We start from the raw sequence: 18,775 nt of genomic DNA, 5'->3' as shown, positions 1-18,775 counted from the left end.
AAAATAAAAAAACCGTCAAAATTGACGGTTTTCATAACTATTATTTTTTTTAAGAATTCTTACAAATCAAATCCCATATTTACGCCTAATTTATCGGCAATAATACGAGCAATTTTTCCTTTTAATTCTGGGATTTTTACACTATTTGTGACTTCACTTGTGAACGCATACATCAATAAAGCCTTAGCTTCTTTTTTACCAATTCCACGTTGTTGCATGTAAAACATAGCATTTTCGTCTAATTGTCCAATCGTACAACCGTGAGAACATTTTACATCATCTGCAAAAATTTCTAACTGAGGTTTGGCATTTACAGTAGCTTTATCGCTTAATAAAATATTATTGTTTTGCTGAAAAGCATTCGTTTTTTGCGCTTCTTTTTCTACGTAAATCTTACCATTGAAAACACCAGTTGAACTATCATTTAAAATGGTTTTATAATTTTGGTGACTTTCGCAATTTGGTGTCGCGTGTTGCACTAAAGTATAATGGTCAACGTGTTGTTTGTCGCCAATAATTGTAATTCCTTTTAAAGTCGAATCAATATGTTCTCCTTGATGATAGAAATTTAAATTGTTTCTCGTAATATTTCCTCCAAAAGAGAAAGTATGCACTGAAGCATGACTGTCTTGTTTTTGAGCAATGTACGTATTGTCAATTAAATTCGCAGTTTGTAAATCATTCTGAATTTTATAATAATCCACAATGGCGCGTTTTTGAGCAAAAATTTCAGTAACCGAATTCGTTAAAACCGGATTGCTATTTAAACTCTGATGACGTTCTACAATTTGCACATGTGCATTTTCACCCACAATAATTAAGTTACGCGGTTGTGTCATTAATGCAGCTTCAGAACCTGTTGAAAAATATAAAATTTCAATAGGTTTGTCAACCACTTTGCTTTTCGGAACATTTACATAAGCACCTTCTTGAGAAAAAGCAGTGTTTAATGAAGTTAAACTATCTTCCGTATTCGCAATTTTGTTGAAATATTCATCAATATACATTTTGTATTTAGGTTTGGTTAAAGCCGAAGACATTAAACAAACATCCAAACCATCGTGCGTAGTTGAAGATAAGTATGAACTGAATTTCCCGTCAATAAATACAACTTTATAAGTATCAACTTCATTTAAGAAGTATTTTTTTACATCAGCAAATTCTATTGTATTTTCTTTTTTTGCAAATACACTAAAATCATTTTTTAAAATAGCATTTAGGGATGTGTATTTCCATGCTTCCTCTTTTTTAGTTGGGAAACCTTTATTTTCGAAGTTTTTTATAGCTGAAGTTCTAATGTCGTGTAAATCAGAGTTTACATCAGCAATTTTTTCTTCAAACGCCATAAAAGACGATAGTATTTTTTCTTTTAATTCCATTTTTCGTGTTTATGGTTTATGGTTTTTAGTTTATAGTTACGAGAACAATAAACAATAAACTACAAACAATTATACCAATTCGTTTTTAATCCAATCGTACCCTTTTTCTTCTAATTCTAAGGCTAAAGAAGCATCGCCAGATTTAACGATTTTTCCGTCCATTAATACGTGTACAAAATCAGGAACAATATAATCTAATAAACGTTGGTAGTGTGTGATAACTAAAACTGCGTTGTTTTCATTTTTCAATTTGTTGACACCATTGGCAACAATACGTAATGCATCGATATCTAAACCAGAATCTGTTTCATCCAAAATAGCTAATTTTGGTTCTAACATGGCCATTTGAAAAATTTCGTTACGTTTTTTCTCCCCACCTGAAAACCCTTCGTTTAAAGAACGAGATAAGAATTTTCTATCCATTTCTAATAATTCCGATTTTTCACGAATTAGCTTTAGCATTTCGTTAGCAGGCATATCTTCTTGTCCGCGTGCTTTACGAGATTCGTTGATAGCTGTTTTGATAAAGTTAGTAACAGAAACACCTGGAATTTCTACCGGATATTGGAACGATAAGAAAACACCTTTGTGTGCTCTTTCTTCTGGAGCTAATTCAGAAATATCTTCACCTTCTAAAAGGATTTCACCTTCAGAAACTTCATAATTTTCGTTTCCAGCAATGATAGAAGAAAGTGTACTTTTTCCAGCACCATTTGGTCCCATAATAGCATGAACTTCTCCAGCTTTGATTTCTAAATTAATTCCTTTTAATATTTCCTTATCTTCAACTGAAGCGTGTAAATTTTTTATTGATAACATTGTATGAATGTGTTTTTTTATTCTGATTTATATTTGATTAACCTACTGAACCTTCTAAACTAATTTCCAATAATTTCTGAGCTTCAACTGCAAATTCCATTGGTAATTTGTTTAATACTTCTTTACTGAAACCGTTTACAATTAAAGCAATCGCTTTTTCAGTTGGAATTCCACGTTGGTTGCAATAAAACACTTGGTCTTCTCCAATTTTTGAAGTCGTTGCTTCGTGTTCAATTTTGGCACTTGTGTTTTTACTTTCGATATATGGAAACGTGTGTGCTCCACAATTATTACCCATTAATAGACTATCACATTGTGAAAAGTTACGAGCATTATCAGCGTTTTTACTAATTTGAACTAATCCACGGTAACTGTTTTGTGATTTACCTGCTGAAATTCCTTTAGAAATAATAGTTGATCTCGTGTTTTTACCTAAGTGAATCATTTTTGTTCCTGTATCCGCTTGTTGGTAATTGTTTGTCACCGCGATAGAGTAGAACTCACCAATTGAATTGTCACCTTTTAATACACAAGATGGATATTTCCAAGTTACTGCTGAACCAGTTTCCACTTGTGTCCAAGATATTTTCGCGTTTTTCTCGCATAAACCTCTTTTCGTTACGAAGTTGAAAACACCACCTTTTCCTTCTTTATTTCCAGGATACCAGTTTTGAACGGTTGAATATTTGATTTCAGCATCGTCTAAAGCAATTAATTCTACTACTGCGGCGTGTAATTGATTTTCATCACGACTTGGAGCCGTACAACCTTCTAGGTAAGATACATAACTTCCTTCGTCAGCGATTACTAAAGTTCTTTCAAATTGTCCCGTTCCACCTTGATTGATACGGAAATATGTTGATAGTTCCATTGGACAACGAACGCCTTTTGGAATATAACAGAAACTTCCATCAGAGAAAACGGCCGAATTTAAAGCGGCATAAAAATTATCTTTTTGAGGCACAATCGTACCTAAATATTTTTTAACTAATTCTGGATGTTCTTGAATGGCTTCAGAAATTGGACAGAAAATAATTCCTTTTTCTCCTAAAGTCTTTTTGAATGTTGTAGCAACAGAAACAGAATCTACCACAATATCCATTGCGATATTGTTCATTTTTTTCTGTTCATCAAGAGAAATACCCAATTTCTTGTACATTTCTAATAATTCTGCATCCACATCATCTAATGTTTTGTTTGGATCCGATTTTTTTGGAGCTGAATAATAAGCAATAGCTTGAAAATCTGGTTTTGTATAGTTTACATTAGCCCATTCTGGTTCTAACATTTCTTTCCAAGCAGCAAATGCTTCCAAACGCCAATCTGTCATCCATTGTGGTTCGTTTTTCTTTTTAGAAATCGCACGCACAATATCTTCATTTAAACCAATAGGAAACGTTTCCGATTCTAATTCTGTGTAAAATCCGTATTCGTATTCTTTATTTTCTAATTCGACCTTTAAGTCGTCTTCTGTGTATTTTGACATTTTATTTTTTTTGTAAACATTAAGAGATTGTGGTTAATTAAGATTTCGACTTAATGACACTTAATTTCTAAATGGTTTAAATTTTTAATTATAACGAAAAACTTTCCCCACATCCACAAGTTCTTTGTGCATTCGGATTATTGAAAACAAATCCTTTTCCGTTTAAACCGCCAGAAAATTCTAAAACCGTTCCTGCTAAATACAAAAATGATTTTTTTTCAACGGCAATTTTTACATTATTGTCTTCAAAAACTTTATCGTTTTCACCAATTTCTTTATCGAACTTTAACTCGTAAGAAAGACCAGAGCAACCACCACTTTTTACGCCTACTCGAACGTAATCGTTAGTAGCATCAAATCCTTCTTCGGTCATCATATTGACAATTCTTTTACTTGCCGATTCAGATACTTTTATCATAACTTGGTTATTTTTATGTGTCATGTAATTCGAAGAAAAAAACCTCATAATTCTTGAGATTTATTACTTAGATAAGTACATTGTTATTTTGATTTTGTCTAAATTAACTGCAAATATAAGTCATAAATTGCTTTTTACAAGGTTTGATAACATTTTTATAACTTATATAAGGATAGTTTCAATTTATTGAAAATTTTGTAATTTGGCTAAAAATTATAAAAATGAAATTATATCCAATAGAAGCAGGAAATTTTAAGTTAGATGGAGGCGCTATGTTTGGCGTTGTCCCGAAAACAATTTGGAATAAAACCAATCCCGCAGACGAAAATAATTTAATAGATATTGCCGCAAGATGTTTATTAATTGAAGACGGAATTAAACTGACTTTAATCGATAACGGAATGGGAAACAAACAATCCGATAAGTTTTTTGGTTATTATTCGATTTGGGGCGATGAAAGTTTAGATAAGTCATTAGCCAAACTTGGATTTCATAAAGATGATATTACAGATGTATTTATGACACATTTGCACTTTGATCATTGTGGTGGTTCGGTAGTTTGGAATAAAGACAGAACGGGGTATGAAGTGGCGTTTAAAAATGCTAATTTCTGGACCAACGAAAACCATTGGGAATGGGCAACGAAACCCAATTCTCGTGAAAAGGCTTCTTTTCTGCATGAAAATATTATTCCGATGCAAGAAAGTGGACAATTGAAATTTATTAATCGACCTAATGGAGATTTCTTAGAAAAATCTGAACTTGGTTTTGATATTTTCTTCGCTGATGGTCATACCGAAAAACAAATGTTACCTCATATTAATTATAAAGGAAAAACAATTGTTTTTTGCGCCGATTTATTAGCAACAGCCGGACATATTCCAATCCCTTATGTTATGGGTTATGATACACGTCCGTTATTAACATTAGACGAAAAAGCAAAGTTTATGAATGCCGCAGCAGATAATAATTATTACTTGTTTTTAGAGCACGATGCGCACAATCAAATCATTACCGTTGAAAGAACTGAAAAAGGAGTAAGACTAAAAGAAGTTTTTACTTGCGAAGATATTTTTTAAAAAAATGCACTAAAGTGTAACAGAATACAAGTTATGCCTACTAATATCAAACAATTTGAATAATTAAATTAATATATATGAAAATACAATTTAAACCTTTGTTTTTATCTGCAGCTATTGCGTTAGCATTAACAGGTTGTGGATCAGCTAAAATGGTTTCAGCCCCAGTTGAAAGTATTGATAAAATGCCTTTAAAAACAACTCCTTTAGCGGAAAAAGATTTGCAACGTTGGAGTCATTTGGATTTAGTAAAAGATACGGTTCCTGGAATGAGTGTGGATAAAGCTTACGCTGAATTACTTAAAGGAAAAAAAGGAACTAAAGTTATTGTTGGAATTGTAGATTCTGGTGTAGATATTAATCACGAAGATTTAAAAGCTGTAATTTGGACGAACCCAAAAGAAATCGCAGGAAACAAAATTGATGACGATAAAAACGGATATGTAGATGATATTCATGGTTGGAATTTCTTAGGAAATGCTGTTCATGAGCAATTGGAAATGACGCGTATTGTAAAAAAAGGACCAAGTACTCCAGAATATGCTAAAGCTAAAGCAAAATTAGACGAAGAAATTCAAGGTTTACAAGGTAATAAGCAACAGTTAGATATGATTTTAAATGCTGAAAAAGCAATTAAAACACATTTGAAAAAAGATAATTTTACTTTAGAAGAAGTTAAAAAAATTGAAACAACTGATCAAAGTTTATTGCAAGCTAAAATGATGTTCTCTCAAATTTTAGCTCAAACTCCAAAAGCAGAATTCGATAAACAAATTGAGGAATTTAAAGATTATGTTTACGGTCAATTAAACTACAATTTGAATGTAGATTTTGATGGTAGAAAAATCGTTGGAGATAATCCAAATGACCTTACTGATACAAAATACGGTAACAATAATGTTGTAGGTCCAGAACCAAAAGAAGCAAAACATGGAACGCACGTTGCTGGAATTGTTGCTCAAGTTAGAGGTAACAAAAAAGGTGGAGATGGTGTAGCGAGTACAGTAGCAATTATGGCTGTTCGTGCGGTGCCAAATGGTGATGAATACGATAAAGATATTGCTTTAGGAATTCGTTATGCTGTAGATAATGGTGCGAAAGTAATTAACGGTTCTTTCGGAAAATATTTTTCTCAAAATAAAGAATGGGTTATCGATGCTATCAAATATGCAGAGTCTAAAGATGTACTTTTAGTTATCGCAGCTGGAAATGAATCTTTTGATTTAGATGTTACAAATAAATATCCAAATGATACGTATGATAATTCTCCTGAGTTTGCTAAAAATGTATTAATAATTGGTGCTCTTTCTCCAGAATATGGTTCGAAAATGGTGGCAGGTTTTTCTAATTACGGGAAAAATAATGTAGATATTTTCTCTCCTGGAGACAAAATTTATGCAACAACACCTTTAAATACTTACGAATATTTACAAGGAACTTCAATGGCTTCGCCAAATGTTGCTGGTGTTGCTGCATTGGTTCGTTCTTACTATCCAAGTTTAACTGCAGTTCAAGTAAAACAAGTAATTATGGAAAGTGGAACTTCATTGACAAATACTGTTTCTATTGGAGAAGACAAACATAAAGCAGGTTTTGCAGAGGTTTCTAAATCTGGTAAAATTGTGAATGCATATAATGCGTTACTTTTAGCTGAAAAAATGGCTAAAAAATAATTCTTATAAAATCGTTAAAAAACCACAAAGTTTAAACTTCGCGTTTATCTTTGTGGTTTTCTTATTTATACCAAAATATTACTTATGAAGAATTTAATTACTACTATGTTTGTCCTTGTTGTAGGATTTTCGTTTGCACAAAACAATCCAAATTCTGGCTATTGGCAACAACACGTTGATTATAAAATGAACGTAAATATTGATGTCAAAAAATACCAATACAAAGGAAATCAAGAATTGGTATACACAAATAATTCCCTTGATACTTTAAGAAAGGTGTATTATCATTTATATCCAAATGCTTTTCAACCAGGAAGTGCTATGGATATGCGTTTGCAAACTATCTCAGATCCAGACAAGCGTATGGTTCGAAAATTCACAAAAGAAAATAAAGAAGTAAAAGAAAGTAGAATTAGTACGTTGAAACCAAACGAAATTGGCTATTTAAATGTTACTAATTTCAAACAAAACGGAGTTGCAGCCCAAACTAGAGTAGTAGGAACTGTTTTAGAAGTGACTTTACCAAAAGCTATTTTACCAAAATCATCTTCTAATTTTACTTTGGATTTTGATGGACAAGTTCCTTTACAAATTCGTCGTTCAGGAAGAAATTCAGAAGAAAATGTAGCGCTTTCTATGACGCAATGGTTTCCAAAAATGGCAGAATATGACTTTGAAGGTTGGCATGCGGATACGTATATCGCTAGAGAATTTCACGGTGTTTGGGGAAATTTTGATGTAAAAATTACAATCGATAAAAACTATACAATTGGTTCTACAGGATATCTTCAAAATAAAAATGAAATTGGAAAAGGGTATGAAGATGCTGGAGTTGTAGTAACTTATCCTAAAAAAGCTAAAACCTTAACTTGGCATTTTGTAGCCCCTAATGTGCACGATTTTGCTTGGGGAGCAGATCCAGAATACATCCACGATAAAATTATGGGTGAAAACGAAACAGAATTGCACTTTTTCTATAAAAATAAAAAAGAGAATTTAGAAAATTGGAAAAAAATGCAACCAAAAACAGCAGAATTATTGGCCTATTTCAATAAAAATGTGGGGCAATATCCATACAAACAATATTCAGTAATTCAAGGTGGAGATGGTGGAATGGAATACGCTATGTGTACATTAATTACTGGAAACAGAAGTTATGGAAGTCTAGTTGGTGTTACCGCTCACGAATTTGCACACAGTTGGTTTCAACATATTTTAGCTACAAACGAATCGAAACATTGTTGGATGGACGAAGGTTTTACATCTTATATTTCAAATTTAGCAATGGACAAAATTTTACCTCCAAAAGAACCAGAAAGTCCCTTTGCAGATTCGTATAAAAATTATGTTTATTTGGCCAATTCAGGGAAAGAACAACCTTTAACAACTCACGCCGACAGATACGATTTAAATCAAACATACGGAATTGGTGCTTACAGTAAAGGTGAAGTTTTCTTGGCGCAATTGGGTTATATTATTGGCATGGAAAATCTTCAAAAAACCATTAAAAAATATTACTCAGATTATAAATTCACACATCCAACGCCAAACGATATTAAAAGAACAGCAGAAAAAGTTTCTGGTGCGAATTTAGATTGGTATTTAAACGAGTGGACGCAAACTACAAACACCATCGATTACGCTATTAAATCTGTGGAAAGTAATAAAATTGTTTTAGAAAGAAAAGGTAGAATGCCAATGCCAATCGATTTAATTGTTGAGTTCGAAAATGGTAAAAAAGAATATTTTTACATTCCGAATACATTAATGCGTTGGGAAAAACAAAATCCATATACGACTTTAACAAGAAACGTATTAGCAGGATGGGATTGGGCAATACCAACTTATTCTATTGAAATAGCGAAAGAAAAAGGTGCAATTAAATCTGTAATTATTGATCCAAGTGATTTAATGGCGGATGTAAAAAAAGAAGATAATGTGTTTCCGAAAAAATAACAGAAACAACAACATATTCTAAAAAAATAATATTAAATTAGATTTCAAATTACTTACAGATGCAAGATAAAACATTAATTGGTAGTGAAGAATGGTGCTCGTTTCCGCAATTAGGAATTCCAGCAATTAAAGCACGTGTCGATTCTGGAGCAAAAACTTCAGCGTTACACGCTATCAATATCAAGATTTTTGAAAAGAATGGTGCCGAATGGTTAAAATTCGATATCAATCCAATCCAAAATAATTCGAAATCAATTATTCATTGTGAAGCACAATTAGTGGATCAAAGAATTGTAAAAAGCTCTAACGGAACGCGAGAAAAAAGATACGTTATCCGAACTGATGTTGAACTTGGTGAACATAATTGGATAGTTGAGGTGACGTTAACTAACAGAGATTCCATGGGATTCAGAATGTTGTTAGGTAGAGAAGCTATGGTGGGAAGATTAATCGTCGACCCAGAAAAAAAGTTCGAATTAGGACAACCTTCAACAGAAAGTTTAAAAGAATATTATTATAATGAACCTAGTAAAAAAGGATTGAAAATTGGACTTTTAGCCAGTAATCCTGAATTATATAGTAATAGAAGAATTATTGAAGCTGGTGAAATGCGTGGACACGAAATGCATTTCTTAAACTTGAAATATTGTTACATGAAATTGAGTGCTTCGAATCCAGAAATCCATTATCGTGGCGGTTTGGTTTTGAACGATTTCGATGCGATTATCCCACGTATTCGTCCAAGTATGACCTATTACGGTTGTGCGTTAACGCGTCAGTTTGAAGCTTTAAAAGTTTTTGCTTTGAATAATGCTGCTGCAATTACACAATCCAGAGATAAATTATTTTCGTTACAATTATTATTAAATAGTGGTGTAGATATTCCTACAACAGGTTTTGCGAATTCACCATTAGATACAGATGATTTAATTAAAATGGTTGGTGGTTCGCCATTAATCGTAAAATTATTAGAAGGAACTCAAGGTAAAGGTGTGGTTTTAGCCGAAACGAAAAAAGCTGCTGAGTCTGTAATCAATGCTTTCAAAAGTTTAAATGCAAATATTTTAGTGCAAGAATTCATCAAAGAAGCGAACGGAAAAGATTTACGTTTGTTTGTGGTGGATGGAAAAGTGGTTGCGGCTATGCAACGTGAAGCGGCTCCTGGTGAATTCCGTGCTAATATCCATTTAGGAGGAACGGCTTCTGTTGTGAAAGTCACAGCAGATGAGAAAAAAATTGCAATAAAAGCAGCTAAAGCCATGAATTTAAAAGTCGCTGGAGTAGATATTATTCGTTCTAGTAAAGGTCCGTTGTTGTTAGAAGTAAATTCTTCTCCAGGATTAGAAGGAATTGAAGGCGCAACTCAAAAAGACATTGCTGGCGAAATGATTAAAGCCATCGAGAAAAATTTTAAATAAAATTATATGAAAAGTCAGTACAAAATTCCGTTAGTTTTATTTCTTTTGGGAATGTTATTAACTATTGTTGGAGCGCTTTTTAAAATAATGCATTGGCCATTTGCAAGTATGCTTTTAATTTCTGGAACACTAAGTGAAGCCATTGCAATTATTTCTATTATTGTAATCGTATTAAAAAAAAATTAAATGAATCCATATATAGACATTGTTATAAGATGCATTTGTGTTTACTTTTTTATGGTAATTGCTTTGCGCATTTTCGGTAAAAAAGAATTATCGCAATTAAATGCTTCAGACATTGTCTTGATTTTATTGATTAGCAACGCCGTTCAAAACGCCATGGTGGGAAGTGATATTTCATTAGAAGGTGGAATTATAGCAGCATTTTCTCTGTTTTTAGTCAATTTTATATTTAAAAAAACGATTAATAGATCTGCTTTTTTAAGTCAATTGGTACAAAGTAAACCTGAGATTTTAATTCATGACGGAATAATTGATTTTAAAGCATTATCAAAATTAGACATTACTTCTGATGAATTAGATGAAGTTATTAGAGAACATGGTTTGGAAAATTATAAGCATGTAAAATTAGCTATGTTTGAGATAAACGGAAGCATAAGTGTGATTTCAGGAAATGACAATTTAATACAAACCAAACATAAAAGAATTCATAAATCGCTAAGTTAATGGACGATAAATTTAAAAAATTATTACTCATAATTATTGGTTGCAGTTTTATTGTAGCTTTTGGTGCTTTATTTAAAATTATGGAATGGCCAGGCGCGACTCTAATTTTCAATGTTGGTGTAGTTTTAGAAATCATTTTCGGAGCTACAATTATGGTTTATCTTTTGAAAAATAAAAACAAGTAATGGCTTTAGAATTTAAAACAGTTTGCGAAAAATGTTCTGCTGCTTTAAACATGCAATCAGAAGCGTGTATTTGTAGCTATGAATGTACTTTTTGTGAAACTTGTTCAAACGAGATGGGATTTGTTTGTCCAAATTGCACAGGCGAATTAGTTAAAAGACCCAAACGTAAAAAAGAAGCCTAATGGAAATTCTATCAAAAATTAGCATCGTAATTGTAGCTTTTCTTCACCTTTATTTTTTATGGTTAGAAATGTTTGTTTGGACAACAACAGGTAAAAAAGTATTTAAAACTTTACCCGAACATTTATTTGAACCCACTAAAACATTAGCCGCCAATCAAGGTTTGTATAACGGATTTTTAGCTGCTGGTTTACTTTGGTCTTTGTTTATTTCCGATGTTAGTTGGAGTAAAAATATCGCTTTTTTCTTTTTAGGATGTGTTTTAGTTGCCGCCTTATATGGTTGGTATTCGGTTTCTAAAAAGATCTTTTTCGTACAAGGAATTCCAGCTATAATAGGAATTGTATTGGTGTTTTTGAGATAGTTTAGAAGAGCTAAGTAAAAAGAGCCAAGTAAAAAATCAGAATAAAAGAAAAAGGCAAAAGTTTCGAATAATTCAACTTTTGCCTTTTTCAATATGTTTTAGTCAATTCAAACCGCTTTACTTGGCTCTTTTTACTTTTTACTTTTGCCTTAATTTACGCTTCTACTTGAAAACTTTTCAAAAAATGAATGGACTTTTCAATATCGTAATGTAAAATTCTATCTTCTGTAACCAAAGGCACATCTTCTCTGTAAGTTTTTACAAACATTTCAATAAAATCACTTGATTTTAAAGGTCTTCTGAATTCAATAGCTTGTGAAGCGTTGAATAATTCGATAGCTAAAATGCGTTCTAAATTCTCTACAATTTTTAAGGTTTTTGTCGCCGCATTCGCACCCATACTCACGTGATCTTCTTGTCCGTTACTCGAAACAATACTATCAATACTTGCTGGTGTTGCTAATTGTTTATTCTGACTCACAATACTCGCCGCTGTATATTGTGGAATCATAAATCCAGAATTCAATCCTGGATTGCTGACTAAAAACGCAGGCAATTCTCTTAAACCAGAAATCAATTGATACGTTCTTCTTTCTGAAATACTTCCTAATTCTGCCAAAGCAATTCCTAAATAATCTAACGACATCGCTAAAGGTTGTCCGTGGAAATTTCCTCCTGAAATAATTTCATCTTCACCCACAAAAATATTTGGATTGTCCGTCACCGAATTAATTTCCGTAGTGAATACTTTTTTCACGTGGTCAATCACATCTTTAGAAGCACCGTGAACTTGTGGAATACATCTGAAAGAATACGGATCTTGTACGTGTTTTTTAGGTTGTGCGATAATTTCGCTATCTTCTAACAACTCTAACATATGAGCTGCAGTAGATAATTGTCCTTTATGTGGTCGAACCAAATGAATCAATTCATTGAATGGTTCTTTTCTTCCATCAAAACCTTCTAAAGAAACTGCAGCTACGATATTTGCTAATTGTGATAATTTATCTGCTTGAATTAAATTATAAACGCCATAAGCACTCATAAACTGCGTTCCGTTTAATAAGGCTAAACCTTCTTTCGATTTTAAAGTAATAGGAGCTAAGTTTAACTTTTCTAAAACTTTATGTGCTGGTTGACGAAAACCATCGTAATATACTTCTCCTTCGTTAATTAAAGGCAAACATAAATGGGCTAAAGGCGATAAATCTCCACTTGCTCCTAATGAACCTTGTGTATAGACAACTGGTAAAATATCGTTATTGTAAAAATCGATTAAACGAGTAACAGTTGCTAATTGCACACCTGAATGTCCGTAACTTAACGATTGGATTTTTAATAACAACATGATTTTTACAATCTCGTGTGGTACTTCGTCACCAGTTCCACAAGCGTGAGATTTCATTAAGTTTTCTTGAAGTTTGGTTAAGTTTTCGGTCGAAATTTTAATATTGTATAACGAACCAAAACCGGTATTAATTCCATAAATAGCTTTGTCGTTTGAAGCCATTTTTTCATCTAAATAAGTTCTGCATCTTTCAATTTTTGAAGTTGCTTCTTCTGAAAGTCCTAGTTTTTTGCCTTCGAAAACAATTTCTCTAACTTTATCTATGGTAAGTAATGATGAATCTATATAATGCATTTGTTTTTATTTTAGATGCCAAAATTCCATAAACAATTCTAAAATTCCAACAATTATTAATAATAATTACTGATTTTTATTAAAATGATAATTTATTCCTCAATTTGGTTTCTTTTTTTAGGAATTTTCAATACTTTAGCAACTTAAAATTTTATAACTACATATAATGAAAAATACTGCATTAACAGCTATTCACGAAAGTTTAGGAGCGAATGTTTTAGTTTTAAATATTTTTTTTATACAATTTCATCAACAAATCTAAAACTATGAAAAAACAGTACCTTGCTTTCTTTCTATTTGTTAACTTTCTAGTACATTCTCAAATAGTTGATTTACCGAATACTCAATTTAAAAACATTTTAACTTTTACAAATTGTGTAGATACTGATTTTGATGGTATTCCTGATGCTGATGCGGATACGAATAATGATAATGATATAGATTACAATGAAGTTTATGCTGTTTATGATTTGTTCATTGATGGTAATTTAACATCATTAGAAGGAATTGAAAACTTTACCCATATTTCCACATTAAGTATTAAAAACACCTTGATGACTTCAATCGATCTATGTTGTTTTAATAGTCTTGAGTCTTTTAAAGTAAATAATAATTCAAATTTAAAAAGATTATCAATAATATATTTTAATAATTTAAGCTCGTTGGATTGCTCTAATAATCAACTGATTTCATTGCAAATTAATGAAACTACTAATATTGAAAGTATAATTTGCAGCAATAATAATTTTAGTTTATTATATTTATCGCACTTGAATTATTTAAAAAATTTAAATTGTTCTAACAATATATTAAATTCAATTTATGTAAACAGAAATAACTATTTCAATACTTTAGAATTTAATAACAACCAAAACCTAAGTTATATTTGTTGTAATGAAAGTGATACATCACTATTTCAAACAAAATTGAATAACTACAGTATGACTGGCGTTACATTAACTGATCAATGTAATACTACACCTCCTTGTATTAATGGTGCAATTTGTTTTGTAGATTCTCGATTGAAAAATAGAATTTTAACAAATACTCCAAATATTGACAATAACTATGATGGAGAAATACAATTTTCAGAAGCACCTTTATTGACATCATTACGAGTTTATAATTCAACTTCTTTAGATGATGTTGCACATTTTACGAATTTGCAAAATTTAGAAATTGAAAATTCTAACTTAACTTTAGATACTGATTTAGATTTAACATCTTTAAATCAATTACGAGAGGTATACATTAAAGATGTAACGAGTTTATTGAGTGTAAATTTGAATAATTTAAGTAATTTAACAAATCTTACATTAAATAATTTAAATAATTTATCAAATTTAAATTGCGATGGATTAACCAATTTAATAACTTTTGATATTATAGAAAATAACTGGTTAAATAATTTTACTATAAATAACGCCACTAGTCTAACAAAATTAAATACAAACAACAATTTTTTATCAACAATTACTATTCAAAATTGTAATAATTTAGTGGAATTAAATTGTAGTAATAATAATTTATCTGCAATTAATTTAACACCCTTAACTAATTTAGAAACATTAAACGTTAGTAGTAATAAAATTGGAAATCTAGTTTTAAATGGTTTGTCTAATTTGAGGTTTTTAAATTGTAATTCAAATTTGTTAACTTTTTTAGATGTAACTCCATTACTTAGTTTGCAAGATTTAAATTGTGGTGGCAACAATTTAATGTCAATATTTATGAAAAAGAATAATTCTACTCCAATATTGACAAATTTTTACGCTAGCTACAATCCAAATCTTTCTCATATTTGTGCTGACCCTGTTGATTTTACCGTAATTCAAAGTTATTCACTACCTTCTGCAATGCTATTAGATTCTAATTGTGATTATGCTAGTCCTTGTGGAAATGGTATTGTATGTATTGGTGATATAAATTTCAAAAACAAATTAAGAGCTCTAGGGGTCGATACTAATAATGATAACAAAATACAGGTAAGCGAGGCGCTCTTAATTACAAACTTAAATATATCTACTTCAGAAACGAATACAACAAATGATATAGTTAATCTAATTGGAATTGAGGCTTTTACAAACTTACAAACACTTAATTGTAGTGGTAATAGTATTTCTGTATTAAACATTTCATCGTTGTCTAATTTAGTTAATTTGAATTGTAATTATAATAAAATTAAGACTTTGAATTTAAGTGGACTTTCAAATTTAGTAACCGTACAGTGTATTAATAATAAAATTGAAAACATTAATTTAACACAACTAACATCATTAAAAAATTTGAATTGTAATAATAATGAACTAGTAACTGTTAATTTATCAAACTTGTTAAATTTAGAAGTTTTAAGTTGCTATAATAATCTTCTAACTTCTTTAGATTGTGTTAGTTTACCAAGATTAAAATCACTGAATTGTGGAAATAATTATCTTACGAGTTTAAATGTTTCCAATTTGGTTGCAATAGAATATATTTATTGTGCTTCTATAAATAACCAGCATATTTCAATTTTAGATTTTTCTAATTTAACTACTTTAAAAACACTTTTAATTGTAGATATCTATTCAAATGCTAATTATAGTTATAATATTACTTATGATCAATTAAAATTAGTTGGACTGATAAACTTAGAAATATTACATTATCAAGGAAAAAATGGGATAACACAGGATTTAACTCAAATGATTAAACTTAGAGAACTAAGAGGTTCTTATAATGTTAATACTTCAGGGCTACAAAGATTAGAAAAAGTTCGATTTAGCATTGCTGAAGAATTGGATTTAAGTACAACTTTAGTGTTAAGCGAACTTATTGTGGGCAATATAAATCATTTGAATATTAAAAATGGATTATTTACACCTATAACTCTTGGACCAATGAGTACAATGGGTACAATTTGTTTGGACGAATCAGAAAGAGCTTATATTTCAAGTAATTATGGAAATGCGCAATGGGTTTTTGAAGGCTATAATAGTTATTGTACCTATGAGCCAGGAGGTAATTTTAAAACTATTACGGGTAATTTAATTTTTGACTATAATAATAATGGTTGTGATATTAACGATGGTAAATTAAGTTATTCAAAAATTAAAACAAATATTAATTCAGGATTCAACTATACTTATACAAATAATCAAGGAAGTTACGTAATAAATACAACCCAAAACAATGTAGTTGTGACACCTGTTTTTCAGAATAATTTTTTTACAGCTTCACCTACTTCAAGAACAATAGATTTTACAAACTCTAATAATCAAATTGCTGATTTTTGTATTTCCCCTAATGGAATGCATTATGATTTAGAAATCATCCCGATTTTTATTAATTCTCCTATACCTGGATTTGAAAACAAACTAAAATTAGTTTACAGAAATAATGGAAATATGGCTCAATCTGGAAATGTAGAATTAAGATTTGAAGAAAATTTAATGGATTTAATTTCGTCAAGCCCTAATATTAGTTCAACTTCAACAAATACATTAATTTGGAATTTCTCAAATTTAATGCCTTTTGAAACCAGAGAAATAGTAATTAAATTCGGAATTAATAGACCAACCGATATTTTTCCTGTAAATAATGGAGATATTTTCCATTATACTGCTAAAGTTTTATCTAATCAAACAGATAGCAATCCATTAGATAACATAAAAGATTTTAACCGAATTGTTATTGGTTCATTCGATCCAAACGATAAAAATGTTTTACAAGGTGAAAGCATTGAAATAGCTAAGATTAATGAATATCTTAATTATGTTGTAAGGTTTCAAAATACTGGAACTGCTCCTGCTAGAAATGTTGTTATAAGAGATATTCTTGGTTCAAGTTTCGACTTGAATACACTTGAATTCACCTCAAGTAGTCATCCATGTTACGTTGATTTAACTGCTACAAACAAATTAGAATTTTATTTTGGAAATATAAATTTACCAGACGCTACTAGTAACGAACCTGATAGTCATGGATATGTTGCTTTTAAAATTAAACCAATTCAAAGTTTAGTAGTTAATGACCAAATAACGAATAGTGCTAATATTTATTTTGATTATAACTTTCCAATAGTAACAAATACAGCAACTACAACAATTGTAAGTTTATTAAACACTACTGATTTTGAATTTAATGATGAATTTAAATTATATCCTATTCCAACTAATACCACTTTAAATATTCAACAAATAAATTCAGTTAATATAAATTCAATTGAAATATATAATGCATTTGGACAATTAGTTTTAGTTAGCCATAATTTTGGTTCAAGTATTAATGTTTCCCAACTACAAGCTGGAAACTATTTCATTAAATTGCACACTGAAAAAGGGACTACTGTCTCTAAATTTATTAAAATATAATTCAAAAAAAAACTAATTTAATCGTTTAAAAAAAAACAAAGTTAATTAAATATGAAAAATACAGCATTAACAGCTATTCACGAAAGTTTAGGAGCAAAAATGGTTCCGTTTGCAGGTTACAATATGCCTGTTCAATATGAAGGAGTAAACGCAGAACACGAAACCGTTAGAACAGGCGTTGGAGTTTTTGATGTTTCTCACATGGGTGAATTCTTCTTAAAAGGAGAAAACGCTTTAGCTTTAATTCAGAAAGTAACGTCAAATGATGCGTCTAAATTAGTAGATGGAAAAGCACAATATTCATGTTTGCCAAATAATGACGGTGGAATTGTTGATGATTTAATCGTATATAAAATTGCAGATAATCATTATATGTTAGTGGTAAATGCTTCTAATATTGAGAAAGATTGGAATTGGATTTCTTCTCACAACGATTTAGGAGTTGACATGCAAAATCTTTCTGATGGCTATTCTTTATTAGCGATTCAAGGTCCTAAAGCAGCTGATGCTATGCAAAGTTTAACTTCAATTGATTTAGTGAATATGCCTTATTATTCTTTCCAAATTGGCGATTTTGCTGGTAAACAAGATGTAATTGTTTCGGCAACTGGTTATACAGGATCAGGTGGATTTGAAATTTATTTTAAAAACGAAGATGCGGTTACGATTTGGGCAAAAGTTTTTGAAGCGGGAGCGCCTTTCGGAATTAAGCCAATTGGCTTAGCTGCTCGTGATACCTTACGTTTAGAAATGGGATTCTGTTTATATGGAAACGATATTAATGATACGACTTCGCCTTTAGAAGCAGGATTAGGTTGGATTACGAAGTTCGATAAAGAATTTACGAATTCTGAAAACTTGAAAAAACAGAAAGAAGCGGGTGTTTCTAAGAAATTAGTTGGTTTTGAAATGGTGGACAGAGGAATTCCTCGTCATGATTATGAAATTGCAGATGCCAACGGAAATATTGTTGGAATTGTAACTTCTGGAACGCAATCACCATCATTAGGAATTGCAATTGGTATGGGCTATGTTCCAACAGAATTGGCAACTCCAGATTCTGAAATTTATATTAGAATTAGAAATAAAGATATTAAAGCAAAAGTGGTTAAAATGCCGTTTTTGAAGAAATAAGAT

At 30.7% G+C, this 18,775-nt stretch carries 16 protein-coding genes; 11 read left to right on the top strand and 5 right to left on the bottom strand.

Annotated features, from left to right (window positions below; genetic code table 11):
• Nucleotides 1–59: 59 nt before the first annotated feature.
• From sufD to UEQ13_RS02950, 4 genes are all read right to left on the bottom strand, one after another.
• Complete coding sequence (sufD, locus tag UEQ13_RS02965) at nt 60–1,379, bottom strand: Fe-S cluster assembly protein SufD (protein WP_329804915.1); 1,320 nt, start codon at nt 1,377–1,379, stop codon at nt 60–62.
• 69 nt (nt 1,380–1,448) lie between these two features.
• Nucleotides 1,449–2,198 carry a Fe-S cluster assembly ATPase SufC gene (sufC, locus tag UEQ13_RS02960; RefSeq protein WP_329804914.1) on the bottom strand — a complete coding sequence of 250 codons (750 nt, stop codon included), beginning with the start codon at nt 2,196–2,198 and terminating at the stop codon, nt 1,449–1,451.
• 37 nt (nt 2,199–2,235) lie between these two features.
• Nucleotides 2,236–3,684 carry a Fe-S cluster assembly protein SufB gene (gene sufB / locus UEQ13_RS02955; protein WP_329804913.1) on the bottom strand — a complete coding sequence of 483 codons (1,449 nt, stop codon included), beginning with the start codon at nt 3,682–3,684 and terminating at the stop codon, nt 2,236–2,238.
• A gap of 88 nt (nt 3,685–3,772) precedes the next feature.
• Nucleotides 3,773–4,102, bottom strand: a complete 330-nt coding sequence (locus tag UEQ13_RS02950) for a HesB/IscA family protein (protein ID WP_329804912.1) — start codon at nt 4,100–4,102, stop codon at nt 3,773–3,775.
• 221 nt (nt 4,103–4,323) lie between these two features.
• Here UEQ13_RS02950 and UEQ13_RS02945 point away from each other — a divergent pair, with 221 nt between their 5' ends.
• The 9 genes from UEQ13_RS02945 to UEQ13_RS02905 all read left to right on the top strand — a co-directional run bounded on the left by UEQ13_RS02945 (nt 4,324) and on the right by UEQ13_RS02905 (nt 11,644).
• Nucleotides 4,324–5,181: an MBL fold metallo-hydrolase gene (locus UEQ13_RS02945; protein WP_329804911.1), complete on the top strand. Its 858-nt coding sequence runs from the start codon at nt 4,324–4,326 to the stop codon at nt 5,179–5,181.
• 77 nt (nt 5,182–5,258) lie between these two features.
• Nucleotides 5,259–6,854, top strand: coding sequence for a S8 family peptidase (locus UEQ13_RS02940; protein WP_329804910.1), 1,596 nt, complete (start codon nt 5,259–5,261; stop codon nt 6,852–6,854).
• Between the two features lie 84 nt (nt 6,855–6,938).
• On the top strand, nt 6,939–8,810 hold the full coding sequence (locus tag UEQ13_RS02935) for a M1 family metallopeptidase (protein ID WP_329804909.1): 1,872 nt from the start codon (nt 6,939–6,941) through the stop codon (nt 8,808–8,810).
• Nucleotides 8,811–8,869: 59 nt separating this feature from the next.
• Complete coding sequence (rimK, locus tag UEQ13_RS02930) at nt 8,870–10,228, top strand: 30S ribosomal protein S6--L-glutamate ligase (RefSeq protein WP_329804908.1); 1,359 nt, start codon at nt 8,870–8,872, stop codon at nt 10,226–10,228.
• Between the two features lie 6 nt (nt 10,229–10,234).
• Nucleotides 10,235–10,414 (top strand): GldL-related protein, encoded by a 180-nt coding sequence (locus UEQ13_RS02925; RefSeq protein WP_329804907.1) that lies wholly within the window; start codon nt 10,235–10,237, stop codon nt 10,412–10,414.
• On the top strand, nt 10,415–10,915 hold the full coding sequence (locus UEQ13_RS02920) for a DUF421 domain-containing protein (RefSeq protein WP_329804906.1): 501 nt from the start codon (nt 10,415–10,417) through the stop codon (nt 10,913–10,915). It abuts the gene before it with no gap.
• Nucleotides 10,915–11,100 carry a GldL-related protein gene (locus UEQ13_RS02915; RefSeq protein WP_329804905.1) on the top strand — a complete coding sequence of 62 codons (186 nt, stop codon included), beginning with the start codon at nt 10,915–10,917 and terminating at the stop codon, nt 11,098–11,100. The genes UEQ13_RS02920 and UEQ13_RS02915 overlap by 1 nt, the downstream gene beginning before the upstream one ends.
• Nucleotides 11,100–11,282, top strand: coding sequence for a DUF1272 domain-containing protein (locus UEQ13_RS02910; protein WP_329804904.1), 183 nt, complete (start codon nt 11,100–11,102; stop codon nt 11,280–11,282). The genes UEQ13_RS02915 and UEQ13_RS02910 overlap by 1 nt, the downstream gene beginning before the upstream one ends.
• Nucleotides 11,282–11,644 (top strand): DUF1304 domain-containing protein, encoded by a 363-nt coding sequence (locus UEQ13_RS02905; protein ID WP_329804903.1) that lies wholly within the window; start codon nt 11,282–11,284, stop codon nt 11,642–11,644. The genes UEQ13_RS02910 and UEQ13_RS02905 overlap by 1 nt, the downstream gene beginning before the upstream one ends.
• A gap of 154 nt (nt 11,645–11,798) precedes the next feature.
• On the opposite strand, the gene hutH is transcribed toward UEQ13_RS02905, so the two are convergent.
• Nucleotides 11,799–13,286: a histidine ammonia-lyase gene (hutH, locus tag UEQ13_RS02900; RefSeq protein WP_329804902.1), complete on the bottom strand. Its 1,488-nt coding sequence runs from the start codon at nt 13,284–13,286 to the stop codon at nt 11,799–11,801.
• A gap of 266 nt (nt 13,287–13,552) precedes the next feature.
• On the opposite strand from hutH, the gene UEQ13_RS02895 reads away from it, so the two are divergent.
• Together UEQ13_RS02895 and gcvT are read left to right on the top strand one after the other, a co-directional pair.
• The gene (locus tag UEQ13_RS02895) at nt 13,553–17,638 is read left to right on the top strand and encodes a DUF7619 domain-containing protein (RefSeq protein ID WP_329804901.1); all 4,086 of its coding nucleotides are present in this window, start codon (nt 13,553–13,555) and stop codon (nt 17,636–17,638) included.
• A gap of 51 nt (nt 17,639–17,689) precedes the next feature.
• Nucleotides 17,690–18,772 carry a glycine cleavage system aminomethyltransferase GcvT gene (gcvT, locus tag UEQ13_RS02890; RefSeq protein WP_329804900.1) on the top strand — a complete coding sequence of 361 codons (1,083 nt, stop codon included), beginning with the start codon at nt 17,690–17,692 and terminating at the stop codon, nt 18,770–18,772.
• Nucleotides 18,773–18,775: the final 3 nt, after the last annotated feature.

It is taken from the genome of Flavobacterium facile, assembly GCF_036321945.1.
Taxonomy (GTDB): domain Bacteria; phylum Bacteroidota; class Bacteroidia; order Flavobacteriales; family Flavobacteriaceae; genus Flavobacterium; species Flavobacterium facile.
Note: the sequence above shows the minus strand (reverse complement) of the source record. Positions and strands in the feature narration are given on the sequence as shown.